Source organism: Tessaracoccus sp. ZS01 (assembly GCF_022342445.1).
In the GTDB taxonomy this organism is placed as follows: domain Bacteria; phylum Actinomycetota; class Actinomycetes; order Propionibacteriales; family Propionibacteriaceae; genus Arachnia.
This window is the reverse complement of the sequence record NZ_PQFE01000013.1, coordinates 24,024-49,580: the sequence shown is the minus strand read 5'-3', so window position 1 is coordinate 49,580 and position 25,557 is coordinate 24,024. Positions and strand designations below refer to the sequence as shown.

The following is a 25,557-nucleotide window of genomic DNA, read 5'->3' as shown; positions in this document are numbered from 1 at the left end:
GCCTATGCTTGGCCCATGTCATCCAGGGGTGAACTCGAGCAGCGTGTGATGGAGGTGCTCTGGGCCGCACAAGCGCCCATGAGTGTCGCCGACGTGCACGCCAAGCTCTCCGAAGAGCGGGAGCTCGCGTACACGACTGTGATGACCGTGCTCGACCGTCTGGCGAAGAAGGAACTGGTGGACCGCGAGCTGGTCGCCCGCGCATGGCAGTACACGCCGCGCAGCACGCAGGCAGAGGTCATCGCCGCAGACATGCTGCGCCAGATCGACGGCGTCGAGAGCTCCGTCCGCGTGGACGCGTTGAGGCTGCTGATGGGGTACCTGCCCGACGACGAGCGCACCGCGCTGGAACGCCCCGTCGAACTCGTCTAAGACCTATTCCCCGACGCCGCTACCGCGTTGGTCGAGCAACTCCCTCTTGTGCGCCAGCGTCGCGTCGAGATCCGCCAGGAGCGCTGCCCGCTTCGCCTCCACGTCCGCGACGGCGGTCTCCCGCACGTCCTGCGGCTCGGCCTGGGTGCGGATCCGGGCCGCGTCCTCGGACACTTCGAGGCTGTTGTCGATCGCGTCGCGCACGGTCTCCTCGGTGTCGGCGAAATCCTCGGCCAGCGCCTCGGTGCTCATGGTCTCCGCCAGGCGGGCGCGTTCCCGCTCCGGCGTCCACCCCTCCTCGGGCTCCGGCCAGCGCAGGTTCATGTCGATGAGGGTGCGCAGCAGGATCTCGGTGACCGCCAACCGGGAGTACCACTTCCGGTCCGCCGGCAACACCATCCACGGCGCGTAGCCGGTGCTGGTGAGGCGGAAGACGTCCGCGTAGGCCTCCTGGAACTCGTCCCACTTGGCTCGGGTGTCGAGGTCGCCGGGGTTGTACTTCCACCGCTTGTCCGGCCGGTCGATGCGCTCCATCAGTCGCTTGGCCTGCTCGTCCTTCGAGACCATCATGGCGAACTTCAACACCACGGTGTCGTCGTCGACGAGCTTCTGCTCCCACTCGTTGATCTCGTCGTAGCGCTTGGACCAGACGTCCTCCTCCACGATGCCGTCCACCCGCACCACGAGCACGTCCTCGTAGTGGGAGCGGTCGAACAGCCCGATGAGGCCGGGCGGGGGGAGGGCCTTCTCGACGCGCCACAGGTAGTGGTTGGCGCGCTCCTCCTCGGTGGGCACCCCGAAGCTGGTGAGCCGGATGCCTTGGGGGTCGAACAGCCCGAAGACGTGGCGGGCGATGCCGCCCTTGCCCGCGGTGTCGAGGCCCTGCACCACGACGAGGATCTTCTTCGTGCCGCCGGAGCGACCGTGGGCGAAGAACCGTTCCTGGAGCTCGTTCAGCAGCTTCTCGTTGCCGGCGATGTACTCCTCGGCGTCGTCTTTGCTGCCCTCCCAGCCCGGGGTGGAGTTGCGGTCGAACGTGGCCAGGTCGAAATCGGGTGTGACCCGCAGCGCGTACCGGGGGTCCTGGCTCCAGAGATCGGTCATGGGGAGTCCTTTCGGGAGGATGACCCATTCTTGCGCGCTGAGGGCCGCTATGGGGGCTATCGCGGGCCCCGGGATGCCAAATCCAGATCTGGGGTCATGAGTGACACCGAATCTAGATTTGGGGGTCTCCCTGGGTTCGTCAGACGTCTGCGGTGAGGCGGATCTCGTTGCGCCACGGGTCGAGCACCGTGAGGGTGCGGCCGTCGTGCGTGGGGGTGAATCCGGCCGAGCGCAGGCGCTCCTCGGCCTTGGCGACCTCGTCGACGGTGGGCACGAGGATGTCCACGACACCCATGCCCAGCGTGTTGGCGCGGGGGCCGGCGCCGGCGGAGTTCCACACGTTCATCGCCATGTGGTGGTGGTAGCCGCCGGCGGACACGAACAGCGCCTGGCCGCCCAGCAAGAACGTCTGGTTGAACCCCAGCGCGTCGACGTAGAACTTCTGGGCCGACGCCACGTCGCCCACCTGAAGGTGCACGTGGCCCAGCTCGCCCGCCTGGCTGGTGGGCTGGTCCGTGAGGTGGGTGCGCACGAACTTCTCGGGGTCGATGTAGAGGGTGCTCATCTGCACCTGGTCGCCGATCCAGGTCCACTCGTCGCGGGGGCGGTCGTGGTAGAGCTCGACGCCGTTGCCCTCCGGGTCTGTGAAGTAGAACGCCTGCGACACCAGGTGGTCGCCCGTGCCGGCATAGGTCTCGGGGTACTTGGTGTACATCGACACCAGGGTGCGGGCCAGGTCCGGCAGCTCGTTGTACAGCACGGCTGTATGGAACAGGCCGGCGGCGCTACGCGGCGCGGAGCGCAGGTCGCGGGATTCGGTGAGGCGGACGATGGGGGTCTGACCCAGGCCGAGCGTCACGGCGCCGGGCGCGTCCGAGAGCGGGACGAGGCCCACGCCGTCGGTGTAGAAGGCGAGCTGCTGCTTCAGGTCTCGGACGCGCAGCTCGAGGCGGCCCATGTGCGTTTCGGGTGCGAGAGTCATGTCTCCAGCATACGGTTGAAAGTTAAACTAATCAAGTCGCGGTAGGGCTTCAAACCCAGCCGGCCGTCACTGCTGCGCCCAGCGCTGACTTTGAGGCGAAGGACGGCGTCAAACCCAGCAGTCGCCCGAGACGTCCTGCGAGGCACGGGACGTGACGAGGTCCTAAGCCCGATGCCGTACCCCGCGAGCTGCCGCCCCCAGGCCTGGGCGGCCGCCAGCGTGGCCGCCAGCGCGCTCGTCATCGCGTACGTTCTCGCTCCCTGAGCCAGCCCGCAGCGGCAGGTCGAGGAGAGGGCATGGCTCCCGGGGCACGTCCCCACTGCGTGGGAGAGCGCCGCCTCAAGCCGGTTGCCAGATTGCGGCTGTTCGGGCGATGAGGTCCTCGAGCTTGCTGACGTCTGCAGGCCCGCCATCGGGTTGATGCTCGGTGACTACGGCCTCGGGGCCTACCGGTTCGGCGGTGTCGGGTTCGTCTGGGCAGGGTGGTGCCTTGGCCGAGGAGACGAGGTGTTCGCGCAGGAGGTGCCTTCGGTGTTGCCTGGGTCTCCGGGCCGGGTCCACGTGTCGGGGTGGGGTGAACCACGGCTTTCCGGTGGCCGGATCGAGGTGGACCTGCCACTGTGATTCGGTTGATTGGTGTGGGTCTGGTTCGACCAGCCGGTGGTGGTGTGGACACAAAAGGACCGCATTGCCTAGACAGCTGGTTCCGCCTGCCCACCAGGGGATGATGTGGTGGGCTTCGCAGGCGCGTGGTGTGGCGGTGCAGCCGGGGAATGCGCAGCCCCCGTCGCGGAGGGTGAGGGCTGTGCGGGTCCCGGCGGGGAACAGGCGGTGTTTGCGGCCCACGTCCAGGGGTTGGGATTTGGTGCCGAGTACGACGGGGATCAGGTCCGCGTCGCAGGCCAAATGTCTGGCGTCGGCGGCGGATAGGCCGCCCTGGCCGTGGCCGCCGAGCACGTCGACGCGTCCCAGCCCGGTGAGCAGGGTGTCGTAGTTGACGGTGATGTGGACCTGTGGCCGGTCCCCGCCGTGGGCGGGGAGCTTCCCGGTGGCGGCGGCGGTGTGGACCAGGATCATCAACGCGTCCGCGCGGCGGACGGCCGGATCCGAGGGTTCATCGGAGTCGCGGTACGAGGATGCTGGCGGCGTCACCGCGTCCAGTTGGGCGGAGAGTAGTTCTACCTGGGCGGTGGGCAGCAGGCCGGTGAAGCGGGACGACCCGTGATGGTCCGGGGTGATGGTGAGGTACCGGTTGCGGTGGGCGGCGCGGTCTTGGGCGTCGAGTCTCTTCTTGTCTTCGGCGTCGGCGCCGTCGGGGTCGATCACCCGGAACACGTGACTGGCCAGCTCCCGCAACTCGTCCGGGCCCAGCGCATGAACCTCCGCCAGCACCGATTCCTGGCACTTCACCAACTCCGCACGGGTCACAGCATTGGGCAGTTTCCGTAGCCCGGAGATGATCGCTTCGGCCTGCGCCAACGAGATATCCCCGTTGTTCAACGCGGCCGCGATCAGCGGGAACCGCTCCCCGAGATCCATGGCGAGCTTCAACGATGCGGTGGCCTGGGCGGTGGTGGTGCGCACCGACTGCCGCAATCCCTCGACCAACGCGTCGTCGGCTGCCAACCGGGCGTCGTGCAGGAGCCGCAGCCGGGCGCCCGCGGCCTGCGCCTGGACCTCGTCCAACAGTGCCGCGAGTTGGGCGCGACGCTGGACGTCGGCTGCCGGGTCCAGGCCCAGCGAGCCGATGTCCTGCCACAGGGCAGCCATGCCCTGCAGCAACACTTCGCGCGTCTCGTTCATACGTACCATTAAATAAGAACGCACTGACAAAACTGATCGAGCCAGCGTCTCGCCCCGAAAACCACCCCAAAGGGTGGGCCCAGTTCAGAACGAAGGAACCCCCGGGCCCGTGAGGGCCTGAGTCAGGCCCCCTATGCCCGGGGGTTCCGGCGCGCCCCAGCGGTGCGCGGATCTACCCGTTAGTCCTCGATCGCCGCCGCGAACTGCGACTGGTACAGGTCGTAATACGCACCCTCGGCTGCCAGCAGTTCGTGGTGGTTGCCCTTCTCGACGATGGCCCCGTCCTCCATCACGAGGATGAGGTCCGCGTCGCGGATGGTGGACAACCGGTGGGCGATCACGAACGACGTCCGGCCGGTCCGCAGCGCCGCCATGGCGTGCTGCAGCAGCAGCTCGGTGCGCGTGTCCACGGAGCTGGTGGCCTCGTCGAGGATGAGCAGCGCGGGGTCGGCCAGGAACGCCCTGGCGATCGTGATGAGCTGCTTCTCGCCCGCGGACACGTTCGAGCCCTCCTCGTCGATCACCGTGTCGTAGCCGTCCGGCAGCGAGTGCACGAAGCGGTCGACGAACGTGGCCTTGGCGGCCTCGATGATCTCTTCCGGAGTAGCGTCCGGGCGGCCGTAGGCGATGTTGTCCCAGATCGTCCCGCCGAACAGCCAGGTGTCCTGCAGCACCATGCCGATGTTCCGGCGGACCTCGCCACGCGGGAGCATGGCGATGTCCACGCCGTCGATGGTGATGCGGCCGCTGTCGAGGTCGTAGAACCGCATGATGAGGTTGACCAGTGTCGTCTTGCCGGCACCGGTGGGGCCGACGATGGCGACGGTTTGGCCGGGCTCGGCGGTCAGGGACAGGTCGCGGATCAGCGGCTTGTCGGGGGAGTACGAGAAGTCGACGTGCTCGAACTCGACGCGGCCCGTCACGTTGACGGGCGCTCCCGACTGGCCCGCGCTCTGCGCCTGGCCAGACTCGGCGAAGGTGTCGAGCCCGGTCATCTCTTCGGCGTCCAGCAGTTCGAAGACGCGCTCAGCGGAGGCGACGCCCGACTGCATGAGGTTGGCCATCGACGCCACCTGGGTCAGCGGCTGCGTGAACTGGCGGCTGTACTGGATGAACGCCTGCACGTCGCCGATGTTCATCTGGCCCGTGGCGACCCTCAGGCCGCCAAGCACCGCGATCACCACGTAGTTGAGGTTCCCGACGAAGAACATCAGCGGCATGATGATGCCGGAGATGAACTGCGCGCCGAAGCCGGCCTTGTACAGCTCGTCGTTGCGCTCGGCGAAGACCGCCTCGACCTCCTTCTGGCGGCCGAACACCTTCACCAGCGCGTGGCCCGTGAACGCCTCTTCGATGTGGGCGTTGAGCTCACCCGTCGACTTCCAGTTCTGCGCGAACAGCTTCTGGGAGCGCTTGCCGATGATGGCCGTGATGAGCACGGCCACCGGGATGCTGACCAGGGCGACGAGTGCCAGCGTCGGCGAGATCCAGAACATCATGATCAGCACGCCGACGACCATCAGCAGCGAGTTGAGCAGCTGCGACAGCGTCTGCTGCAGCGTCTGCGACACGTTGTCGATGTCGTTGGTGACGCGGCTGAGCACCTCGCCGCGGGGCTGCTTGTCGAAGTAGCGCAGCGGCAGCCTGTCCAGCTTGGCGGAGACGCGCTGGCGCATGTCGTAGATGGTGCGCTGCACGGCGCCGTTGAGGATCCAGCCCTGGAGGTAGGAGAACGCGAAGGACGCCACGTACAGCCCCAGAACCAGCAGCAGGATGGTGCCGATGGCGCCGAAATCGATGCCTTCGCCGGGGGTGAAGTTGAGGTTGCGCAGCAGGTCGGCGAGCTCGGTCTGGCCCTGCGACTCGGCGCCCTGAATGATCTGTTCCTTGGTGGCCGTGGCCGGGAACTGCTTGCCGATGATGCCCTCGAGCATCTTGTCGGTGGCCAGGCCCAGGATCTTCGGGCCGACGACGGCCAGCGCCACCGACAACGTGCCCAGCACGATGGCGGTGATGATGGCGACGCGCTGCGGGGCGAGGTTGCGGATGAGGCGCCTGGCGGAGACGCCGAAGTTGGCGGCCTTCTCTCCGGTGCCCATGCCGTGGCCGCCAGGTCCCATCTGGCGGCCGGGGCCGTGCTTGGGGCGCTCGTTGGCCTTGACGGGCAGGGCCATGTCGTCGTCGGGGTTCTGGGTGGTGGTCGTGTCGGTCATCAGGCCGCCTCCTCCGCGCTGAGCTGGGATTCGACGATCTCTTGATACGTCGGGTTGCTCTCGAGGAGCTCTTCGTGGGTGCCGCGGCCGACGATCTGCCCGTGGTCCATGACCAGGATCTCGTCGGCGGCGGTGATGGTGGAGATGCGCTGGGCGACCACCAGCACCGACGATTCCCGCGTCACAGGCGCGAGCGCGGCGCGGAGCCGGGCGTCGGTGGCGACGTCGAGCGCGGAGAAGGAGTCGTCGAACACGTACACGCCGGGCTTCTTCACCAACGCGCGGGCGATGGCGAGGCGCTGGCGCTGACCGCCGGACACGTTGGTGCCGCCCTGGACGATGCTCGACTCGAGCTGCCCATCGCGTTCACGGACGAAATCCGCGGCCTGGGCGACGGTGAGCGCCTCCCACAGTTCGTCGTCGGTGGCGTCCGGCTTGCCGTAGCGCAGGTTGCTGGCCACCGTGCCGGTGAACAGGTACGGCTTCTGGGGGATGAGGCCGATGCGGGCCCAGAGGTCGTCCGGGTCGTAGTCGCGCACGTCCACGCCGTCGACGAGGACGCGGCCGCCCGTCGCGTCGAACAGGCGGGGGATGAGGTTGATGAGCGTCGACTTGCCGGCGCCGGTGGAGCCGATGATCGCGGTGGTCTTGCCGGGGGTGAGCGTGAAGGAGACGTCCTTGATGACCGGGGCCTCGGCGCCCGGGTAGGCGAAGCTCACGCCGTCGAAGACTACGTTGCCGCGCGCCATGGTCGCCTGCTGCGGGTGGGCCGGCGGCGCGACGGAGGACTCGGTGTCGAGGACCTCCATGATGCGGTCTGCGGAGACGGCGGCGCGGGGCGCCATCACCAGGAGCATGGTGGTCATCATCACGGAGATGAGGATCTGCATGAGGTAGGCGATGAACGCGGTGAGCTGGCCGATCTGGATGTCGCCGGATTCGATGCGGTGCGCACCGAACCACATCACGCCCACCGTCGAGATGTTCATGATGAACCCGACGAAGGGGAAGAGGAAGGCCATGAGGCGGCCCACCTTGGTGGTGACGTCCACCAGTTCGGCGTTGGTCTTCTCGAAGCGGACTGCCTCGTGGGGTTCGCGGACGAACGCGCGCACGACGCGGATGCCGGTGATCTGCTCGCGGAGCACGCGGTTGAGGGAGTCGATGCGCTTCTGCATCTTCTCGAACAGCGGCCCCATGTTGACGATGAGCACGACGATGCCGATGCCCAGGATGACGACGGCGGCCAGGATGATCCAGGACAGGCCGGCGTCTTCACGCAGCGCCATGAACACGCCGCCCACCATGGTGATGGGTGCCGAGACCAGCATGACCGCGGTCATGAGGACCAGCATCTGCACCTGCTGCACGTCGTTGGTGTTGCGGGTGATCAGCGACGGGGCGCCGAACTTGTTGAGCTCCTGTGTGGAGAAGCTCAGCGCGCGGTTGAAGATGGCGGTGCGGACGTCGCGGCCGAACTGCATGGCGGCGTTCGCGCCGGCCCACACAGCGCCGATCTGCGCGGCGCCCTGGACGGCCGACAGCAGCAGCATGATGCCGCCGGTGCCCCAGATGAAGCCGGGGTCGCCCTTCACGACGCCCTCATCGATGATGCGGGCGTTGAGGGTGGGGAGGTAGAGGCTCATGATGGTGGCGATGGTCTGCAGCACGATCACGATGGAGAGAAGGCCCCAGTAGGGGCGGATATAGCGGTTGATGAGCCGCGCCAGGCGGGAGAGCATTAGTTGGCCTTTCGGGCGCCGGAGAGGGCGAGGGAGGCGAGGGTTTCGGGGGTGAGGGCTGCGGAGCCGTGCGTGTAGTTGAACACGTGGCCCAGCGCGATGGTGCGCAGGAATTCGACGTAGGCCTGGGGCTCGATCGAGAGTTCGTCGACGTGGGGCTCGAGCTGGCCGAGGAGCCAGGCCTCGAGTTCGTCCCGGCGTGCTTCGAGTTCGTCGCGGAGGCAGGCCCCACCGTCGGACTCCTGGCTGTGGTGGACGGTGTGGAGGAGGTTGCGGACGTCGGCCATGCGCTGGGTGAGGATGGCGATGGCTGCGTGCGACTTCGAGAGGAGGGTGTCGCCTGGTTCGACGGCGGCGATGTCGCGCTGCAGCCGCTGGGCGGAGAGCGCCTCACGCGTGGTGGCGGCGATGAGGTCGGGGAGCGAGGTGAAGGCACGGAAGATGGTGCCCTCGGCCACGCCGGCGGCCTCCGCCACTTGCTTGGTGGTGAGGGAGGGGCCGTGTTGGAGGAGGAGGGGGAGTGTCGCCTCTACGAGGGAGGCGCGTCGCTCCTGTGGGGGCATGGGTGTCGCGCGGGTCACGGATCGAGTGTAGTGAGTGAGAACTCACTCAGCAAATATCGCGAGGTGGTCAAAGCGCGCGCGCCTGACCGGCCTCGCCGCGCACATGTCTCTGTTATGAGCGACCCCGAGCCGCGCTGATGGCATGGACTTTGTTGACTCTTTAGCTAGTTAGGCCCGAGGGAGTGGGAATAGGCCGGCCTTCAACGATTACTAACTTAATGAATAGTGATGCAAAATGCGTGCCGGCAGGGAGAGTCCGATAATCTCCGCTCATGGGGAAAAAACTCAGCGTAAAAGCCGCCAATGCTCTGATGATCGGCGCAGTATTGCTCCTCGGCCTCAGCGCCTGTGGCGGGTCAACACCGGAGAATGATTATCCAGCCGAAGTTCGGACGAACTTCCTGGACGCATGCGTTGCACAGCCAGGAGCTACCAGTTCCATGTGCTCGAAGTGTCTGGAAGCCGTTGAAGATGAGTTCTCACTGGGAGAATTTGTCGAACTGGAGGCTGGTCTGACCGCGGGAACGGCGTCACGTGCGGATTCTGACAAGTTTGCAAAGGTCCTCCTCGACTGTGCATCTTGAGTAGCCGAACGGTTGGGGGCCCCAATAGGCGGCTGTGTGCATGTGTCGTGGCCCCGTGAGGATCTCTCGGCCATCGCGAGTGATCCGCACCTGCTGACCGGGTACACCTAGCGGGTGAACTCGAGAGGTGAATTCGAGACCAGTCGTCACCGAGAGAGCCAAGGGCATCGCGCACCCACACGATCACCAAGTCACTCGACGGAGCTTGGGCGGGCCGGCATGCCTCACCTAGAGGCTACGGTCGAGGCGCCTCGTAGCTGGAAAGCGAGCGCCCTTACGGTTGATATCAGCTGGCTGGGGGACGCCTTCAGGTCCAATGTGTGAGCAAGGATCCGCACGCCAGCCCTGCGGACAATGTGCGTCCGCGCCTCTTCGTTGCCCTTCGCGTACACCAGATGTCCCTCAGGCAGCCCGAGCACCGTGCAATACGCCAGCATCTGGTACAGGTCGGCTTGCGGAAAGCCGCTTGGCTTTTCCGACTTGTACTTAGCATCGACAAGCACGCGCGGCACGCCCTCCTCCAGCCACACGAAGTCTGGCTTCACCGGCACCATGTCGCCTTCATCGAGATGAGTCGCATACTGCAGGCGCGACCGTCCCCCGTACGGCCGGAACGCCTCTCGCAGCGCCACCGTCACGAAGTCCTCGAAGATCTTCGCCATGTTGAGCAGGTAGCCGGTGACGACGACGTCGCCGACCCGCTGTTCGAACGAACGCCCCGCGAGGATCAGCTCCGCCAGTTCCAGCGCTGGCACGTACCGCGCGTTCAACCGGCTCGGCCTCCACGCCGGGGCCGTCCCCCGAGGAGGTGGCGACACGTCAGCCAGGAGCACCCGCAACCGCTGCAACCCCCCGCGGTGCCGCACCCCAACGCCCGGAGTCCGCAGCAGCCGTTCCACCGCGGCCAACAGGAGCTGGTTCTCCGGAATGTCGACGCTGTACTCGTCGTAACGCACCTCAAGTGGGACTGAGCGGCCGAACCTTCGTCGGAGCTGTTCCGACTCCCGGATCCGGCCCCGCAGCACCGGCAGGCTCTCCTCCACTGTGACGTAGCCCTTGAGCAGCCCCTGGTCCAGCGCCCTCCTGGCCAGGGCGAGGAATGCTTCGGCCAGCGCTTCTGGGAGTTCGAGTTCGGGGTCGAGCGTTACGAGGTCTCCTCGCCAATGGTTCGGGCGCAGCGCGTAGCCCATGAGGAACACGAGGCGGTTGATGTCGATCTTCGGCTGGATCACCACCTGCAGCCCGTTGACGCGCGCGACTCCCACCTGGTTGCCCGCGGTCACCTCCCAACGGCTGGGATCCAACGTCGGCGTCACCACCGCGACACCCGCCGCAGCTATCGCCTCCGCCGTCGTTCGGCTCAGCTCGACGACCCGCGCCGGTTCCCCCTCACGCAGGATCAGCGGGCTGGTCGCCATCGCTCGTCACCGCGTCGTCGCTCTGCTTCGCAACCCGAGCGCGGATCGCCTCGAGCCCGTACTGTTGGCGCACGTCCATCCCGTCGCCGTAGTGGTGCTCCTCCAGGAGCGGCAGGATCGCCGTCCGCCATGCCCGCTCAAGCCCGCCGTCGGCATGCACGGCATCGCGCATGAAGTAGGACGGGCCGATCCTGAAATCGGGATCCTCGATCCTCCGGTTGAGCTCGTCGAGCAGGTCGGCCACCCCGCCGTCGCGGCCGGTGGCGGCGAGCCAGCGGCGCAGGACGTCACGTGTGGGCGCCTCGGAGGGGTGCAGCGGCACGAACGCGAAGCGTCGGCGCATCGCCGCGTCCACCAAGGCGATGGACCGGTCTGCTGTGTTCATCGTGCCGATGATGAAGACGTTCTCTGGCAGCGTGAAGCCGATGTCGTCGTCGGTGGCGTAGAGCAGGTCGACGTTCTGGTTGCGGTACTCGAGCAGGAAGTACAGCTCGCCGAAGATCTTGGCCAGGTTCCCGCGGTTGATCTCGTCGATGAGGAGGAAGTACGGCGTCGACGGGTTGTCGCGCGCCGCGTCGACCACCTTCCGCAGCGGCCCAGGCTTGAGCTTGAACCCGCCCTCCTCCAGCGGCCGGTAACCCTCGAAGAAGTCCTCGTACGAGTACGCGGGATGGAACTGCACGAGCCGCACGTTGTCCCCGGCCAGATGCGCGGCGAGATGTTGCGCGATGAATGTCTTCCCCGTGCCGGGCGGGCCGTAGAAGATGAGCTGCGGCCGGTCGCGAAGCAGATCGACGCACTCCTGAAGCCATGCCCGATCCACATGCAGCTGTTCGGCCAGCTCATCGGAAGCGTCAGGGAGCACCAGTTCACGCCCAACCGGCGCCGGACTCTCGTCCACAGCCGACGGCGGCGCCAACATCTCGTCGAGCAGATCCAGCTGCTGGGTCATCTCCACCACGTCGTACTGGATCTGGAGGCGTGCCTTGATCTCAGGGGCGAGATCACCGTAGTCATGCCCGACCGGCGACCAGTCGACGTCGCGACGCAGATTCGACAAGCCGCTCGGCGACGCCACATACTCCGCTGGTCCGGAGACCGTGCCGACGTAGAGCTTGCCCTGGCTGGTGCTGGCCACGATGTCGCCCGCCCTCATGCGGGAGAGAAACGCGTGGAATTCGTCCAGCTTGGCCGCCTTAGCGGCATAGGACGTCTGCGAGTAGTCCTCGTCGACGATCTCCTTCAGCTCCGCGCGACTGATCCCTCCATCCACCTCCCGGAGCTTCGCAGCGCGCAGGGAAGCAAACCCGTCCCGCAGCCAAGTGGGGATGAGATCGTGACCGTCCACCGAAGACCCCCGCACCAACCATGCCCTCCTGGGGAGACCTAGCAGCACTCCACTTGTCTCCAGAAGCTCGCGGAGATCCTCCAATCTGAGGTGATACTCCTCACGAGCTAGTCCGGTGGCCTCGAAATCCACCCCCTCCTCTTGAAGGATTTCCTGCTGGGTTCTCTCCCCGAACCCGGTCTGATTAAGAGTCCGCCCGGCGTCTCCCAGGAGGCGGTGAACGGAGGAGGTGCAGTGTTCCCATGCCCATCTGCCCACGATGTTGCCCCGGACTCCGGCTAGGGCGCCCAGCTCTCGAAAGGTCGTCCACTCACCCGGGCCAACCATGGTCATCGCGGCATCGATGACATCTGAAGAGCTGCCTGCCTCCGCCGCCAGGTGCCACGGGACATCGGGTGCATCTCCGCCGGTTGCGTCAAAGCTGGCGTCACCCTTCTCGGTAAGCGACCAGGTGGTGATCCCGTCGGAGATTAGGCCCTCTCTCTCGAGTTGCCGCGCCACCAGCAGCAGCACTTTCGTCCATCTCTCCGAGTGTCTCGCGGCAGTGAGCCTCTGACGTTCCGCATCGGTGAGTGTCCCGTCGAGTTGCTCTCCGACTCGGACAATCGCCTCTTCGCGGGTGAGCGGACCCTTACGATGGAGAGTGTGCAGCAAAGTCTCGGCGAACTGCTGCGGCCGAGTGAGGTCCTTATCGGGCATCGTTCCTCCCACGTGCCAGTTCGTCGTCGAGGGGCGACTCATAGGACTGCCCCGCGTCGATGGCTGACTGGATCGCGTCGTAGGCCTCCAAGATCAGCTCCTTGGTCCGGAACGCGCCGTGCACCACGATGTCCTTCCTCTTGACGATGGGGAAGGTTTCCATGATGTAGTCGATGTCCTCTCGGGTGATATCAAGTAAGTGGAAGAACGCAGCGTCGAGCTCTCCCCGAACAAATGAACGAAGCTCGGAGTCGAACGTCTGGGGTGAAACTTGCAGCGCCGCGGCGAGATCCGCCCCATGTCCAATTAGGTACGCTACGCGGCGGTCGATCCATGTGCCGAGGTCCGCACACCAGCCGGTTGAACCCGCTAGCGCTTGTGGGTGGGGCACAGCCAGCTGATTAGCGATGAAGAAGTTGAGATGCACCCCGCCAATCTTCGGCCGGGCAACGAAGTCGAGGGCAAATGAACTAAGATACGCGATCAGGCGAAGTTGCAGCGCGGCGTCTACCTCCAGAGCGAGCGGCAAGTTGTTGCCAACGGCGCTACGCGGAAATGCCGTTGAGATGACCGAACGTTCGTTGGTGCTGTTGGTGATGTCGCGCACGCCAATAAGCACCTCGGCGGCGCCAATACGGTCATCCACCACTCCTTCTCGCACCCAGTAGCGGGGCATGGCTTGGAAGTCCGGGTCCTGCTTCTCTTCAAGAGTGACGTTGCGGACCGAGCCATCAGTCTCGTAGGTGGCCCACCGATGATCGAACTGGTGGATCATCTTGGCTTCGTACAAGGGGAGCATTCGCTCGACGTGCTGTGTCATGAGGAGACCTCCTGGGTCCAGGGCGCTCTGTATGGGGTGCCCGACGTCTCGGCGTGGGCCAGGGCGTCATATGCCTTGAGGATGAGGTCCTGGGTGCGGTAGCTGCCGAACGCCGCTTCGTCTTTGCGCTTCACTATCGGGAACGTATCAAGCACGTACGACACGTCGTCCCGGCCAATGCCGTAGACGTGGAACATCAGGGCGTCCAGCTCAGCCCTCACCTGCGCCCTCTCGTCGGGGTCGGCGATCCACCCGTTCAACCTGTCGACTCGCGGTGAGATCCATCGTGAGGCGGACCTATCCGGCATCGAAGGAGATTCGAAGTTCTCTGGCCGTGGTACAGGCAACTGCATGAAGCTGAAGAACTTCATGGACGTGCCACCGATCTTCTGCCTCGCGCAGTAGTCCAGTGCGAACGAAGACCATGTGGCTTGGAGAGTCTGGCGACGGCCTCGGCTCGGCAGTGCGAGGAGCCACTTGTCCCCGTAGCCGACTCGTGGGGAGGCAGTAGCGATCACCGTGCGTGCATCAGTCGCCCGGCAGATGTCTCTCCAACCGAGGAACCACTGGTTCTCCCACCGCCCGGCGAGCTTCCGGTCGATTTCATTCTCCGCCACCCAGTAGCGGGGAAGCGGCGACGCATGTTGTGCCTTCTCGTCCTCGGTCATCGCTCGTATCGAGCCATTCTGATCGTAGGTGGCCCACCGGGTGTCGTACAGGTGCAGCATCTTTGCCTCATAGAGCGGCATCATTCGCTCCACTCCGGCCGAGTTGTTCTCTCTCTCTCTCTCTCTCTCTCTCTCGGCTGCGGCCAGCGGACGCTCGAAGACGTTGCCGTTCAGCGTCCAGCCGTCGGCCTCGAGCTCCTCGCGCGTGTGGAACAGATGGGAGTCGCTAGTCATGTTGAACAGGCCCTGCATGAAACTGATGCCCCACGGGTTGCCGTTGACCGGATCGTTCTCGTTGATGAGTACCGGCACACGCCGATAGATGCTAAGCGTGATCTCCGCGTCGCGGCGCGTCCGGAAGATCGGGCAAGTCCCAGTGTTGGGGTTCAGAAGCTGGATTTCTTCTGGGGTGAGTTCGAAGCGTGCGTCCTCCTTCAGCAAGTCGGAGGGGTCGTGCGCGAAGAATGCGAACTCGGCGCGCTCGACGGGATCCGACCGTCCCGCAAGAGTCAGTAAACAGAACTTGAATCGGCTATCAACGCCTACGAAGAGTGGTTTGCGGTTCTCAAAATCGTAGAGACTGACGATGCTCGCGCTCTGGACGAGGTCCTTGAAGAAGTATTGGGTCGTGGCATCCGTGGCGATCCCGGTCGGGAGCACGAAACCGAACCTGCCGTGGGAGGCAAGCAATGAGCGTCCCAGCTCGGCAAAGACGGTGTCCGTCTTCACCCTGCCTCGCCCGCAGAGAGGGAAGCGGCCGGAATTTGCCAGGAAGTGCCGCGTGCAATCCAGGTGTCGCTTTGCATTCTCAAACTCGGCAGCCAGGCCGGGGGCGTTGGCTGGAAGGTCCTTAATCATGCGCTTCCGACGGGCTCCGCTGGCGTTGGCGATGTCGGGATCCCGGATTGCGAAAAACTCTTGCTCCTTGAGCTCCACGTGCTCCCATGGCGGATTGCCGAGGACGACGTCGAACCCGCCGTCCCAGCCCGGCCCATCGGCGTCACTGCTTGGCCGGAACAGGTGCGGGAACTCCACGTGCCAGTGGAAGAACTTGTACTCGGTGGCGAGCTCCTGCACGGTCGCTGCTGTGTCGGCGGTGAGGCTTTCACCGCGTTCCAGGGACTTCACCACCCCATCGGTGACGGCCTTCGGCCCACCGGCATGCTTCGGCCACACGAAGGCGGAGCACCAAGCGTCGGCCACCAGCCGCGCCCGACGCATCGCCGGATCTGCCTCCAGCGCCCGCAGCCTCTGCTGTCTCGCGTGGACGGCCGCGAGCGACGCGGAGCTGACGCTCCCGAGGAGCCCTTCCACCTGCCTGGCGAGGGCCGCGTCCACCGTCGGCACGGACGAGCCGAACAGTTCGTCCTGCCCTGAGCGCTCCACCTTGTTCTGCTTCTTCAGGGCAGTGACGGTCTTCTTGTCGTCGCCCTCGAGCACTGCGAAGGCCTCGTCGGGGATGCCTGCGGCGATGAGTGCGGGTGTCGTGCCCATGAGCGAGTTGCCCACCTTGACCTGGGCGTCGAGGAAGGCCAGCGGGCGTCCGGGGTCGAGGGTTTCAAGCCAGAGCGAGACCTTTGCCAGCTCCGCGGCCAACGGGTTGACGTCGACGCCGTAGATGCAGCGGCCAACAACGTCGGACAGAGCCTCCCGCACTCGCTCCGGCGGGGGTTCGGGGTCGCCGGTGCGGATGGCCGCGACTCGCTTGGCAATGCGGCGGGCCGCGGCGACGAGGAAGTGCCCAGACCCACAGGCCGGGTCACACACCGTCAGGCTGAGCAGCGCCTGTTCGGGATCAGACGACTTCTCCGCGCGATCGAGGACGGGGTCGAGCGCCGAGTCGAGCAGGCAGTCGATGAGGGAAGTGGGGGTGTAGTAGGAGCCGGTGGACTTCCGGTCGTTTCCCGCGGCAGTGAGAAGGGAGAACGCTCGGCTTCCCGCGTCCCAGGACGGGACGAACTCGAGGAGTGTCTCGTAGATCGAGCCCAGCTCTTCGGCGCCCAGGTTGCGATAGTCGACCACCCGCTTGATCTTCGAGCCTGGCTCCTCGACGAGGCTCAGGTGGCGGACCGCCCGCAGCAGTGCCTCGTTGGAGAGCTCGGCGCTGCGGAAGATGTCGAGCGGGCCCGAGTCGAAGACGCCGCCGATGCCGACTAGGCCGAGCTCGGGCCGCCCAGTCTCGGAGCCGAGGCCGTCCCAGACCACATTGAGGGCGCGCCACTGGTCGGTGTGACGGGTACCGCGGCGTCGTCGAGCAGTGCGACGTAGCCGGGCGGTAGAGAAGTAATTGGCGTAGCGGGACCGGGCGCTGGGATCGGCGTCCGGCGAGAGGAGCAGTCCTCGGTCCTCGGCCACGAACGTGAACAGGAGCCGGTAGACCATGCGAAGCAGGGCGTGGTTGACGTCCTCGATTCTCAGGTGCGAGTCGGCCAGCTGGTCGCGGAGCTGGGCGTTCGCGGGATGGGCGAGGAAGCCGGTGCCGAGGGTGGTGATGGCGTCAATGACTCCGTCGCGGAGGTGGTCCAGAGCGCGGGAGCCCGACTCGATGGAGCTGGTGCGCCAGGTCTCCAGCCAGCATGACGCGGCTCCCTTCTCGTCGTCACGCACTTGGAGGCGGGATTCGTGGCAGAGGCTGAAGAGGAGCAGGAAGTCGGCGAAGAGGTCGCCGTCGAAGATGGCCTCGAGGTCAAACTCGACGTAGGCGGAGCCGACGAGGGAGGTTGAGTCGCGCAGCAGGCGGAGCGTCAGGCCGTTGGACAGCACGGCCCAGAGGTGCTCGTCGGAGCGGTTGAGGAGCTCTTGCACCATGGACTGTGGCGACGACGTTGCGGCGCCCGCCACGCCCTGCGTGCGGCGGTCCAGGTCGACCCGGTGTCCGAGCAGGTGCATCGGGACGTGTTCCCACAGATGGGAGACGGGTGCGTGCTTGCCGTCGATGTGCAGGCCGCCCGACGGGGCGGCGGAGACGCGGCCGAAGCCGAGTTCGCGAAGCAGGATGAGCAGCCAGCGTTCCCGTGTCAGGGTTGTGCCGCGGTCGGACTCCGGGAGGCGCTCCGCGGCCTGCCGGTAGGCGGCCCAGACGCCAGTCAGATAGGCCCAGGCCCGGTTGGCGGCCTCGCGGAACGTCTCACCCGGCGCGAGGTGATAGTCGGACGATGTCTGCCCGTCAAGGGCGCCCGCGGCGATCCGCGACAGCAACTCGGCGGGAAGGAGCCCTCCCTGCACGCGCAGTCCGACGAATGATTCTGCAGCCATGACCTCAGCCCTTCATCGGCGGGACGAATACGTAGACGCCCAGCACGTCGGGCGGGCTCTCGACCCGCACGCCGAGACCTCGGACGGCCGATCCGGATGCGGCGCGGACACGTCGGTGGGAGGCGCGGATGTTCTCCGCGAGCCGGGCGCCGTGCTCCTCCAGATGGGGCTGAACGTCGGGCAGCTTGGAGAGCGCAGAGCCGATGAACTGTCCGGCGCCGCCGACGTTGCCCGACGGCACCGCTCCGAGCAGCGCCTCTACTTCGTCTGGCTCCAGCCACTCCAGCTGCCCGTCCCGCGTGGCGTAGGCGAGTGTGGCCACGTCCTCCGCGACCGCCATCCGGTCACCGGCGCGAGAGGGGAGCGTGAGGTGGAAGCGGTAGCGCATCAGCAGCAAGGTGGTTCGCGTGTAGACCGCCCCGGTGCGGATGACGGCACACCGCCGTGCCGGGCGGGCTTCCTCGGGCAGCCCGGCGTCAAGCGCGGACTCGAGCACGTAGGTGGCCAGCGCCTCCATGGCGGGGTCGGTTCGGTGAAGGACGTTCTGGCCGCGGGCCACGGGGAAGTCGTCGACGAAGCGCAACCCCGATTCGCGGCCGGGAGGCAGGGTGTCGAGCAAGCCTGCGGGGAGCGGCGAGGTGGTTGCGGTGAAACCGCCTTGGCGGACGGTGACAGTGGACTTCAGCTCGCTCAGTGCGGTCTGGGCGAAGTCGCGGATCTGGGCGTGGGTACCGAGGTGGCTGCGTAGCTCGGCCACCTCAGCCATGACCTCGTCGGGATGGATCGAGCGCTGGGCGAACTTGGTCCGCGAGGCCTTCTCTCGCTCCGCGGCCGACTGCCATTCGCGGTCCAGCTCCGCGGCCTTCTGCTGGAACTCGATGTCGAGGGCGTCCTGGCGGTGGTTGTCGCCACGGAGGATGAGGCCCTCCATGAGTGCCTCGAGGACGGCGTCGCTGTTGTCGGGCACTGGGACGGAGACGCCCGTGGCCTTGCGGATGGCCACGTGCTTGCGCAGGAGGACGTCGAGGACGATCCCATCGATGTGGTTGTCGCGGCCGTACAGAGTGACCGTCCGGACCTGGTCACGTCGCTGGCCGAACCGGTCGACGCGGCCCTCGCGCTGCTCGTGCCGGGTGGGGTTCCAGGCCAGGTCGTAGTGGATCACGGCTTGAAACTGCTCTTGGAGGTTGACGCCCTCGGAGAGGCAGTCGGTGGCGACGAGCACCGTCGAGCCGTCGGTCGCGGACAGCTCGGCAATGCGTGCGACCCGCTCGGAGGGCGGGAGCGTTCCTGTGACGGCTCCCACGCTGACCCCCTTGCCGAGCTTCTTCTTGAGGTGTTCTGCCACGTACTCGGCGGTGTCGATGAACCGGCAGAAGACGATGGGCGCGTAGCCGTCCATCAGCAGCGCCTTCACTTGGGTGGTGATGGCGTCGAGCTTGCGGTCCTGCGGACCTTCCAGCTGGCGGGCGCGGTCGAGGAAGCCCCGCAGCTTGCGCTGCTGTGCGGTGCCCGACGAGGTCGAGCTGTCGGCGCCGGGCGTGGCGTCGGCGGATTCGATGGCCTCGTCGTCGGCGGTGTCGAGCACTGTCGCGCGGCCGAGAGCGTCGGCCTCGCTGGCGGACTCGCCCGCCAGAGCCGCTGAGCGGGTGGCGAGCGTTTGGGCGGCGGCCCGGGGCGACGACGCGAGTGCGCGCAACAGGGCCAGCACCGACCACCAGTTGACTCGGCGCTGAAGTGCGCCCTCGGCGTTGCGCACCGTCTCGCGGGCGTAGTCGAGCACGTCGTCGAACAGCGCGCGGTAGGCGGGAGAGAGGTCGTAGGGGACCTCCTTGGACAACCGGTCCGAGGGGAACGGGGTGTTCTCGTCCAGGAATTGCCGAATGTCCGCGCGGCGGCGCTGGACGAAGTGCTGGGCCAGCAGCTCGCGGCCGCGGCTCTGCTCGAGGTCGATCTCCGCCAGGGCCGGGTCGAGCAGGGCGATGAGGTTTCGGAACGTGGCGTCCTTGCCGCTGTGGGGGGTGGCGGTGACGAGGACCAGATGGCGCTGCTCGTCGCGGGCCAGAGCCCGGACCAGGTCGTAGCGTTGGCTGCGCGCCTTCCCGCTCAGGCCGCCGTCGGCCACACACGTGTGGGCCTCGTCGACAATCACGAGATCAGGGCAGGTGCGGAGGAACTCGTTGCGGCGCCGGTCGGACTTGATGAAGTCGGTGGACACCACCGTGACGGGGAAGCGTTCGAAGATGGATTCGCCGGCGATGCACTGCCGCTCAAGCCGGCGTACGGTGCTGGGGAGGACCAGCTCGGCCTCCAGGCCGAACTTGGCCAGGAGTTCGTCGCCCCACTGCTCTGCCAGCGCAGGGCTGCAAAGGACGACCAGGCCGCGGGCGTCGCCGACGGTGAGGAGCTCCGTGGCGATGAGGGAAGCCTCGATGGTCTTCCCGATGCCGACGTCGTCGGCGATGAGAAGGCGCACCGTCTCCTGCCGCATGGCCATGAGCAGGGGCACGAGCTGGTAGGCCCGAGGCTCGACGGCGATCGCCGCGAGGGAACGGAAGGGGCCTGCGCTGGAACGGAAGCCGATCTGGAGGGCGCTTCGGAGCAGGCGTGCGCTCTGGTGGTCGCCCAGGTCCTCCGCGGTGGGCGGTGGGAACGCCGCAGGGGTGACGGGTTCGATCGCGGTCAGCACACCGGCAATGTCGTCGTCGGTGCCCCCAAGTGGGCGGAGTACGAGGAAGTCCTCGGAACTGTCGGGCAGTACCACCCATTCGCGTCCTCGCGCTGCTACGAGACTTCCAACGGCGAATGTCGTCACGCCCTACGTCCTTCCCCGAAAATGTCAGCTCGTTCACGGAGCTTGGCGGTCCAGTCCTCGTCGTACGCGAACCGCATGAACTCCCAGCCGGCGTCCATCAGGCGCTCCTCGATCATCGAGTCCTGCTCCGTGTGGTCCACCCTGTCATGGACTGGGCCGTCGATGAACACCAGCAGGCGGCCCGTGTACGCGAAGTCGGCCCGGCAGCCCACATCCTCAAGCAGAGGCTGAGCTGCGTCTGGCAGCCGGTAGCCGCCTTCCAAGAGCAGCCGCACCCAGCGCCGCTCAAGCTCGGACTCCGCGACGCGCATGAGCTCTGCGGCGTGCTCCGCGCGCGGCTGGTCAGAGGAGGAAGCCTCCGTGTGGGACTGGGCCAGCTGGAGCAGGAGGTCGCGGACGGAGTGCCGGTCGATGGACGGATGCTCCGATTGGTTGCCATAGGAGAGGAGACAGTCGTAGCAGGCGCGCTCGCACCGCTCGTTGCCCGCCGTGGCGATGCTGAGGTCGGCACCGGTGTCGGGGTCGAAGTGCGCGATCTCCAGCGCGGTGCGTGCCGCGAGCGCGAGTGCGTCATCCTCTGCCTGGAGCCTTCGGAGGACGCCGGCTCCACCCTCGGCAGACTCGGTGAGCAGCATCCGGCCACGGTGTTGGCTGTCTGGCAGCGCCTCGCTGGCCAGCTCCGAATCCTCGAGCTGGAAGGCTGCCTCGATTCCGCGTTCCAAGGCATAGCGCAGTGTGGTGGCTACCTCAGTGGGGACGGGGTTGGTGAGTCGCAGGACGAGGATGTTGCGGTTGTCGCGAACGTAGGGGATGACGCGGATGGCCTTGGCCCGCTCGGGATCACCCTCTCCGTTGTCGGCCTCGGAGTCCGTCCCCGCGGTGTCGGTGAGCCACCGGCCCTGCACCGGATCGAGGTAGAAGCCGACGTTGCTCGGGTCCTTGCGCCGGCGTCGACCCCGGTTGGTCACGCGCACCTCGGCGGAGTCGCCGTAGGTCAGGTCGGCAAGCGGACCGTCATCGCCGACAACCTCCGCGACGAGCTTGCCCGAGCGTGCGCCGTGCTGGCTGAACCGGTAGGACGTCTGCAGCTCGTATCCAGCGCGACGCCGCTCTTCCTCGTCGGAAGAGATCCGCTCGCGACGTCGGGTGTAGACCGTAGTCAGGTGCATGAGGTTGTAGGTGACATCCGTCAGCTGCTCGCCGCAGTTCTCGCACACATCCAGACCGGCGCGACGCTCGTGGTGGTAGCCGCACTCCTTGCACCGCTTGGCCTCGGCTGTGTCGACGGACCCCTGCCCGGACGGGGAGAGCGGAACCTGGATGCGGTTGACCTCGTACCGGGCGCCCTCGTGGTAGATGAGCGCCCCGGGTCCGAATTCGCCGATCGCCAGGAAGCGGGGGCGCTGGATGTAGTCGCCGCCGTCGCGGCTTCCGCTTCCGCCTCGCACCGCTGGGATGTACGCGGCGAGCGGGAGCCGCGGAAAGCTGTAGCCCGGCAGGAAACCCTCGGAGGCGAAGTAGCGATAGGTGTAGAAGTCCGAATGCCCGGTCTCGTCGTCCTCGTTGCGTAGCAGGCGGAGCTGGTTCTCTGCCTCACGCCGCCGGGCCGCGGCGGCCTTCTGGGCAGACTTGGTGTGGCTGCTCTCGCGGACGATGCGGTTCTGGGCTTCCTGATCCTTCAGGGCCGCACGGTACAGCTGACGCCAGCGCTCACAGGCCTCCTCGAGTGTCACCGGGGCTCGGCGGATGATGTCGGTGACCCAATCCTCATGCCACCAGGCTGTCCCCCGGAGCTCGGCGAACATGGGTGCGACAATGGCCATTGCGTGATCGATGGCACGCTGTATGGCGTCCGGATCGGCGAAGGCCCGCGCCTTCTCCGGCTTCATCACCAGCGACGGGGAATCGCCCACGGCGTCCAGCAGGTCGCTCATCCGGGTGCCGAGCTTCTCCCCCGTCTCCGCCAGCCAGACGGCGTGAAGGTGGCTGCGAAGCAGTGCTTCGTTGGTCAGGTCGAGCCGTGGCGGAGCGACGGAGCCGGCCACCATGTCCGCAGACCTGCGGAAGTAGTACTGGTCGTGCGAGTTGCCCGTGGCGCAGTAGGTGAGCACCAGGGCTGGCTGTCCGGACCGGCCGGCGCGCCCAGAGCGCTGGGCGTAGTTAGCGGGCGTCGGAGGGACGTTGCGGAGGCCTACGGCGTTGAGGCTCGAGATGTCGACACCCAGCTCCATCGTCGGCGAGCAGTAGAGCAGCGGCAGCGAGCCCCGTCGGAATGCCTGCTCACGCTCCTCGCGGTCATGCGGGGACACTTGAGCGGTGTGCTCTCGCGCTGACAGGCCCCGAAGATCCTGCGCGACCCCCTGATAGAGGGAGCGGAAGAAGGCGTTGACACGTCCGCCGGTGTCGGCGTCGAGAGTCTTGCGGAGGGGGTCGGTGGCCGCGCTGGTCCCGTCGCCCGCCTCCCAGATGAGGGACGAGGCCCGCAAGCGGTAGCCACGGCTCCCATGGTGATCCACGTCCGTGAGAACCCCCGCCTGGGTGAGCACGCGCAGGATGTCCTGGATCACGCTCTGTGCGTCGTCGGTGGTCAGGCGCGACGCGAGGTGAGAGAACTGCTTCGGCCGGCGAAGGTAACGGCCCAACGCGGACCGGCCGGTCATGTGGAGGTCGTTGCGGCCACGGCCGGGTTGTGAGGCGAAAGCGAAAACGGTGCCGACAGAGGCCACCTCCTCGTTGCCGGCCATCGCCCAGGCGCCGGCCAGCTGTTGCGCCGACTGTCGACGGATGCGCTCGAAACCCTGCTCGGTGAGGCAGTCCACGTCGACGGCGAGCACCTTGCGGAACTCGTCGAGCACGATGCGGCAGAGCTCCTCGCGGCGACCGTTCTCGGTGTCGCGGATGGCTGCGTGCGACGCGGCCCACAACCCTTGGTCAGACGCGATCTCAGAGAGCGACTCGTATCCGACCCGAAGGAGGCCGGTCTGCTCCAGGTTCGGCATGGTGATACGCCAGCCGCGCTGCAGGTCCAGGTAGAGGCGGTACTCGACGAGGTCTCGGAGCGCCCGCTCGGTCCGGGTCTTCGCGGCGTACACGGCGTCTGGCGCGGCTGCGTAGTCCGTGAAATCCAGGTCCAGGGCGGTGACGACATCCGCCGCCACAGTGGCGTGGGTCAGTCCGTCGGGGGCCTTGGCCATGGCCGCGAAGAGTGCCCCGCGGAGTTGGGCGACCTGGACGAAGTCGTTGAGGTGGCCGGCCTGCAGGCTGGCGTCCTGGCGGTTGTCGACGAACGTGAGGAGCTTGCGGGCATCAGCGCCGAGCTCCGTCTCGGGCACCTCACGCAGGGCACGCACCATGCTGGTCGACAGCACCGAGATGGCGGAGCTTCGGCCCTCGGCGTCGAGGGTGGCGAGCTTGGAGAAGTCGCGGCCTCGGGTCTGTTCGTAGCTGACCTGGCAGGACAAGCAGAACGTGAACGGCGACGGGATGAACGCGGCGTTGGTGCCGCCGGTGTCCACCTTGTGGCCGGTGACGTCGACGCGGACGCGCCTGGGCAGGTACTTGGCCTTGTTGGGGAGAGGCTCGTTGGTGCTCGGGTCCACCCAGGAGTCCGGGAGCCTGCTCTCCGCGATCGGGTCGGCAGGCCAGGGCGTCTCGGTCGAGACGTAAAGGTACCCGTCCTGCGCGCTGTCCTCAGCGACGTCGCGGGTTGAACGGGGGGCGTAGGAGACCTCGCCGGACCTCGAAACGGCCCGGACGACGGCGTACTCCTGTCCGCACTCGCGGCAGAACGCGAGTGGATAGAGGAGCTTCTCCGGCTGGCTGGGCACAGCCACCTGGTACTTCGACGTGATGAAGCGGTCCTTCTCCGACTCCAGGGATACGTAGAGAGTGTCGCCCTTGGAGAGGAACTGGTGCAGTCGGAACGCGAAAAGCGGGCGACCTGTCTCGGGGTGGCGCATCTGCGATCCCAGGAGGAGGGCCGCCTGGATGGCGTCGTAGCAGTCCTGGATTGGGAGCTTGGTCGCCCGGGAGAGATCAGGAGCGGCGTGCTCACGGAGGCGCTTGGGGACCTGACGAACCAGCTGGCCGGTCTCAGCCTCCGTGGTGAGGCCGAAGGTGCTCTCGATCCAAGCGGCCAACGGGAAGGTGGCCAGCGAGGCGTAGTCCCGAGGGAGCACGCTGCGTACGGCCTCCGCGAGACCGTGCCGGTCGACGTCGCCGTCGAGGCTGGTGGCGCGAGTGAGGGTCTCGCCGATGACATGGTCCGGAATCACCGACGCGCCGAAGATGCGAGTGGCGACGTCTGCCACAGTGCGCTTCTGGTCAAGCGTCGACCCTCCGCTGGCCATCGTCGCGGAGGTGCCGACGCACTGCAGCCCCGGCGACGCGCATGCCTCGCGAACACGACGGACCAGCATCGCGACGTCGGCACCCTGGCGCCCGCGATACGTATGCAGCTCGTCGAGAACCAGGAACTTCAGCCCCTTGGCTGCCCTCACCAGCCGGGCACGCTCGTCCGGGCGGGTGAGGACAAGCTCGAGCATCACGTAGTTCGTAAGGAGGATGTCCGGAGGATTCTGGAGGACCTTGTTGCGCTCCTCCGGCGACTCCTGCCCGGTGTAGCGGGCGAACGTCACCGGCTCGTTGCCATTGCCGTATCCGTTGAGCAGGAACTTCTCGAGTTCTCCTCGCTGGGAGTTGGCGAGAGCGTTCATGGGGTAGACGATGATCGCCTTCACGCCCGGCGTCTTGGGCTGACGGAGGATGTGGTCGACGATGGGGACGATGTAGGCCAGCGACTTGCCGGAACCGGTGCCGGTGGTGAGCACATAGCTCTCCCCGGTCTGGGCCACCTCGACCGCCTGCCGTTGGTGGCGGTGCAAGGTGATGGGGCTTCTGCCCGGATCCTCGACGTGCTCCTTGACGCGGAAGATGCGCTCGCACTCTGGGTGGAGGAGGCCTTCGCGGACGAGGTCGTCGATCCGGCCGCCCGACGCGAAGGACGGATTGAGCGAGATCCAGGGTTCCGGCCACTGGCGGTCCCCGTCGAGTTCGGTCTCATAGTGATGCTTGAGCCGAGCGTCTTTGATGTCGATCGATGCGGTCGTGAACGACCTGTAGTCGTCAATGACCGAGTCGCGCACCTTGAATACGTCCACGCTACCTCCCCG

Annotated in this window: 14 protein-coding genes; 2 read left to right on the top strand and 12 right to left on the bottom strand. The window is 66.7% G+C overall.

All coding sequences use genetic code 11. From position 1 onward, the window contains the following. Positions 1–15: 15 nt before the first annotated feature. Positions 16–372 (top strand): BlaI/MecI/CopY family transcriptional regulator, encoded by a 357-nt coding sequence (locus tag C3E87_RS11165; protein WP_076062813.1) that lies wholly within the window; start codon positions 16–18, stop codon positions 370–372. Positions 373–375: 3 nt separating this feature from the next. Here the strand turns inward: C3E87_RS11165 and C3E87_RS11160 are convergent, their stop codons facing one another. The 6 genes from C3E87_RS11160 to C3E87_RS11135 form a co-directional block, all read right to left on the bottom strand. Then, a complete protein-coding gene (locus C3E87_RS11160; protein ID WP_076062810.1) occupies positions 376–1,476 on the bottom strand; it encodes a PPK2 family polyphosphate kinase in 1,101 nt (366 codons plus the stop codon). 139 nt (positions 1,477–1,615) lie between these two features. Further along, positions 1,616–2,458, bottom strand: coding sequence for a VOC family protein (locus C3E87_RS11155; protein ID WP_076062808.1), 843 nt, complete (start codon positions 2,456–2,458; stop codon positions 1,616–1,618). A gap of 339 nt (positions 2,459–2,797) precedes the next feature. Further along, complete coding sequence (locus C3E87_RS11150) at positions 2,798–4,261, bottom strand: HNH endonuclease signature motif containing protein (protein ID WP_076062802.1); 1,464 nt, start codon at positions 4,259–4,261, stop codon at positions 2,798–2,800. Positions 4,262–4,440: 179 nt separating this feature from the next. Further along, the gene (locus C3E87_RS11145; protein ID WP_076062799.1) at positions 4,441–6,474 is read right to left on the bottom strand and encodes an ABC transporter ATP-binding protein; all 2,034 of its coding nucleotides are present in this window, start codon (positions 6,472–6,474) and stop codon (positions 4,441–4,443) included. Further along, positions 6,474–8,216 carry an ABC transporter ATP-binding protein gene (locus tag C3E87_RS11140; RefSeq protein WP_076062796.1) on the bottom strand — a complete coding sequence of 581 codons (1,743 nt, stop codon included), beginning with the start codon at positions 8,214–8,216 and terminating at the stop codon, positions 6,474–6,476. The genes C3E87_RS11145 and C3E87_RS11140 overlap by 1 nt, the downstream gene beginning before the upstream one ends. Then, positions 8,216–8,797, bottom strand: a complete 582-nt coding sequence (locus C3E87_RS11135) for a TetR/AcrR family transcriptional regulator (protein WP_143571007.1) — start codon at positions 8,795–8,797, stop codon at positions 8,216–8,218. Before C3E87_RS11135 ends, C3E87_RS11140 begins: the two co-directional genes overlap by 1 nt. A 254-nt stretch (positions 8,798–9,051) precedes the next feature. On the opposite strand from C3E87_RS11135, the gene C3E87_RS11130 reads away from it, so the two are divergent. After that, positions 9,052–9,363 carry a hypothetical protein gene (locus C3E87_RS11130; protein ID WP_143571006.1) on the top strand — a complete coding sequence of 104 codons (312 nt, stop codon included), beginning with the start codon at positions 9,052–9,054 and terminating at the stop codon, positions 9,361–9,363. A 224-nt stretch (positions 9,364–9,587) separates the two neighbouring features. Here C3E87_RS11130 and C3E87_RS11125 read toward each other — a convergent pair whose 3' ends face one another. The 6 genes from C3E87_RS11125 to C3E87_RS11100 all read right to left on the bottom strand — a co-directional run bounded on the left by C3E87_RS11125 (position 9,588) and on the right by C3E87_RS11100 (position 25,545). Beyond that, positions 9,588–10,781 carry an McrC family protein gene (locus C3E87_RS11125; protein WP_076062896.1) on the bottom strand — a complete coding sequence of 398 codons (1,194 nt, stop codon included), beginning with the start codon at positions 10,779–10,781 and terminating at the stop codon, positions 9,588–9,590. Then, a complete protein-coding gene (locus C3E87_RS11120) occupies positions 10,753–12,054 on the bottom strand; it encodes an McrB family protein (protein WP_198928294.1) in 1,302 nt (433 codons plus the stop codon). Before C3E87_RS11120 ends, C3E87_RS11125 begins: the two co-directional genes overlap by 29 nt. A 763-nt stretch (positions 12,055–12,817) precedes the next feature. After that, positions 12,818–13,648, bottom strand: coding sequence for a hypothetical protein (locus tag C3E87_RS11115; RefSeq protein ID WP_076062789.1), 831 nt, complete (start codon positions 13,646–13,648; stop codon positions 12,818–12,820). Next, complete coding sequence (locus C3E87_RS11110; RefSeq protein ID WP_076062786.1) at positions 13,645–17,571, bottom strand: N-6 DNA methylase; 3,927 nt, start codon at positions 17,569–17,571, stop codon at positions 13,645–13,647. The genes C3E87_RS11115 and C3E87_RS11110 overlap by 4 nt, the downstream gene beginning before the upstream one ends. A gap of 4 nt (positions 17,572–17,575) precedes the next feature. Beyond that, positions 17,576–20,335, bottom strand: a complete 2,760-nt coding sequence (locus tag C3E87_RS11105) for a helicase-related protein (protein WP_233120795.1) — start codon at positions 20,333–20,335, stop codon at positions 17,576–17,578. A gap of 47 nt (positions 20,336–20,382) precedes the next feature. Continuing rightward, a complete protein-coding gene (locus C3E87_RS11100; protein ID WP_076062781.1) occupies positions 20,383–25,545 on the bottom strand; it encodes a DEAD/DEAH box helicase in 5,163 nt (1,720 codons plus the stop codon). Positions 25,546–25,557: the final 12 nt, after the last annotated feature.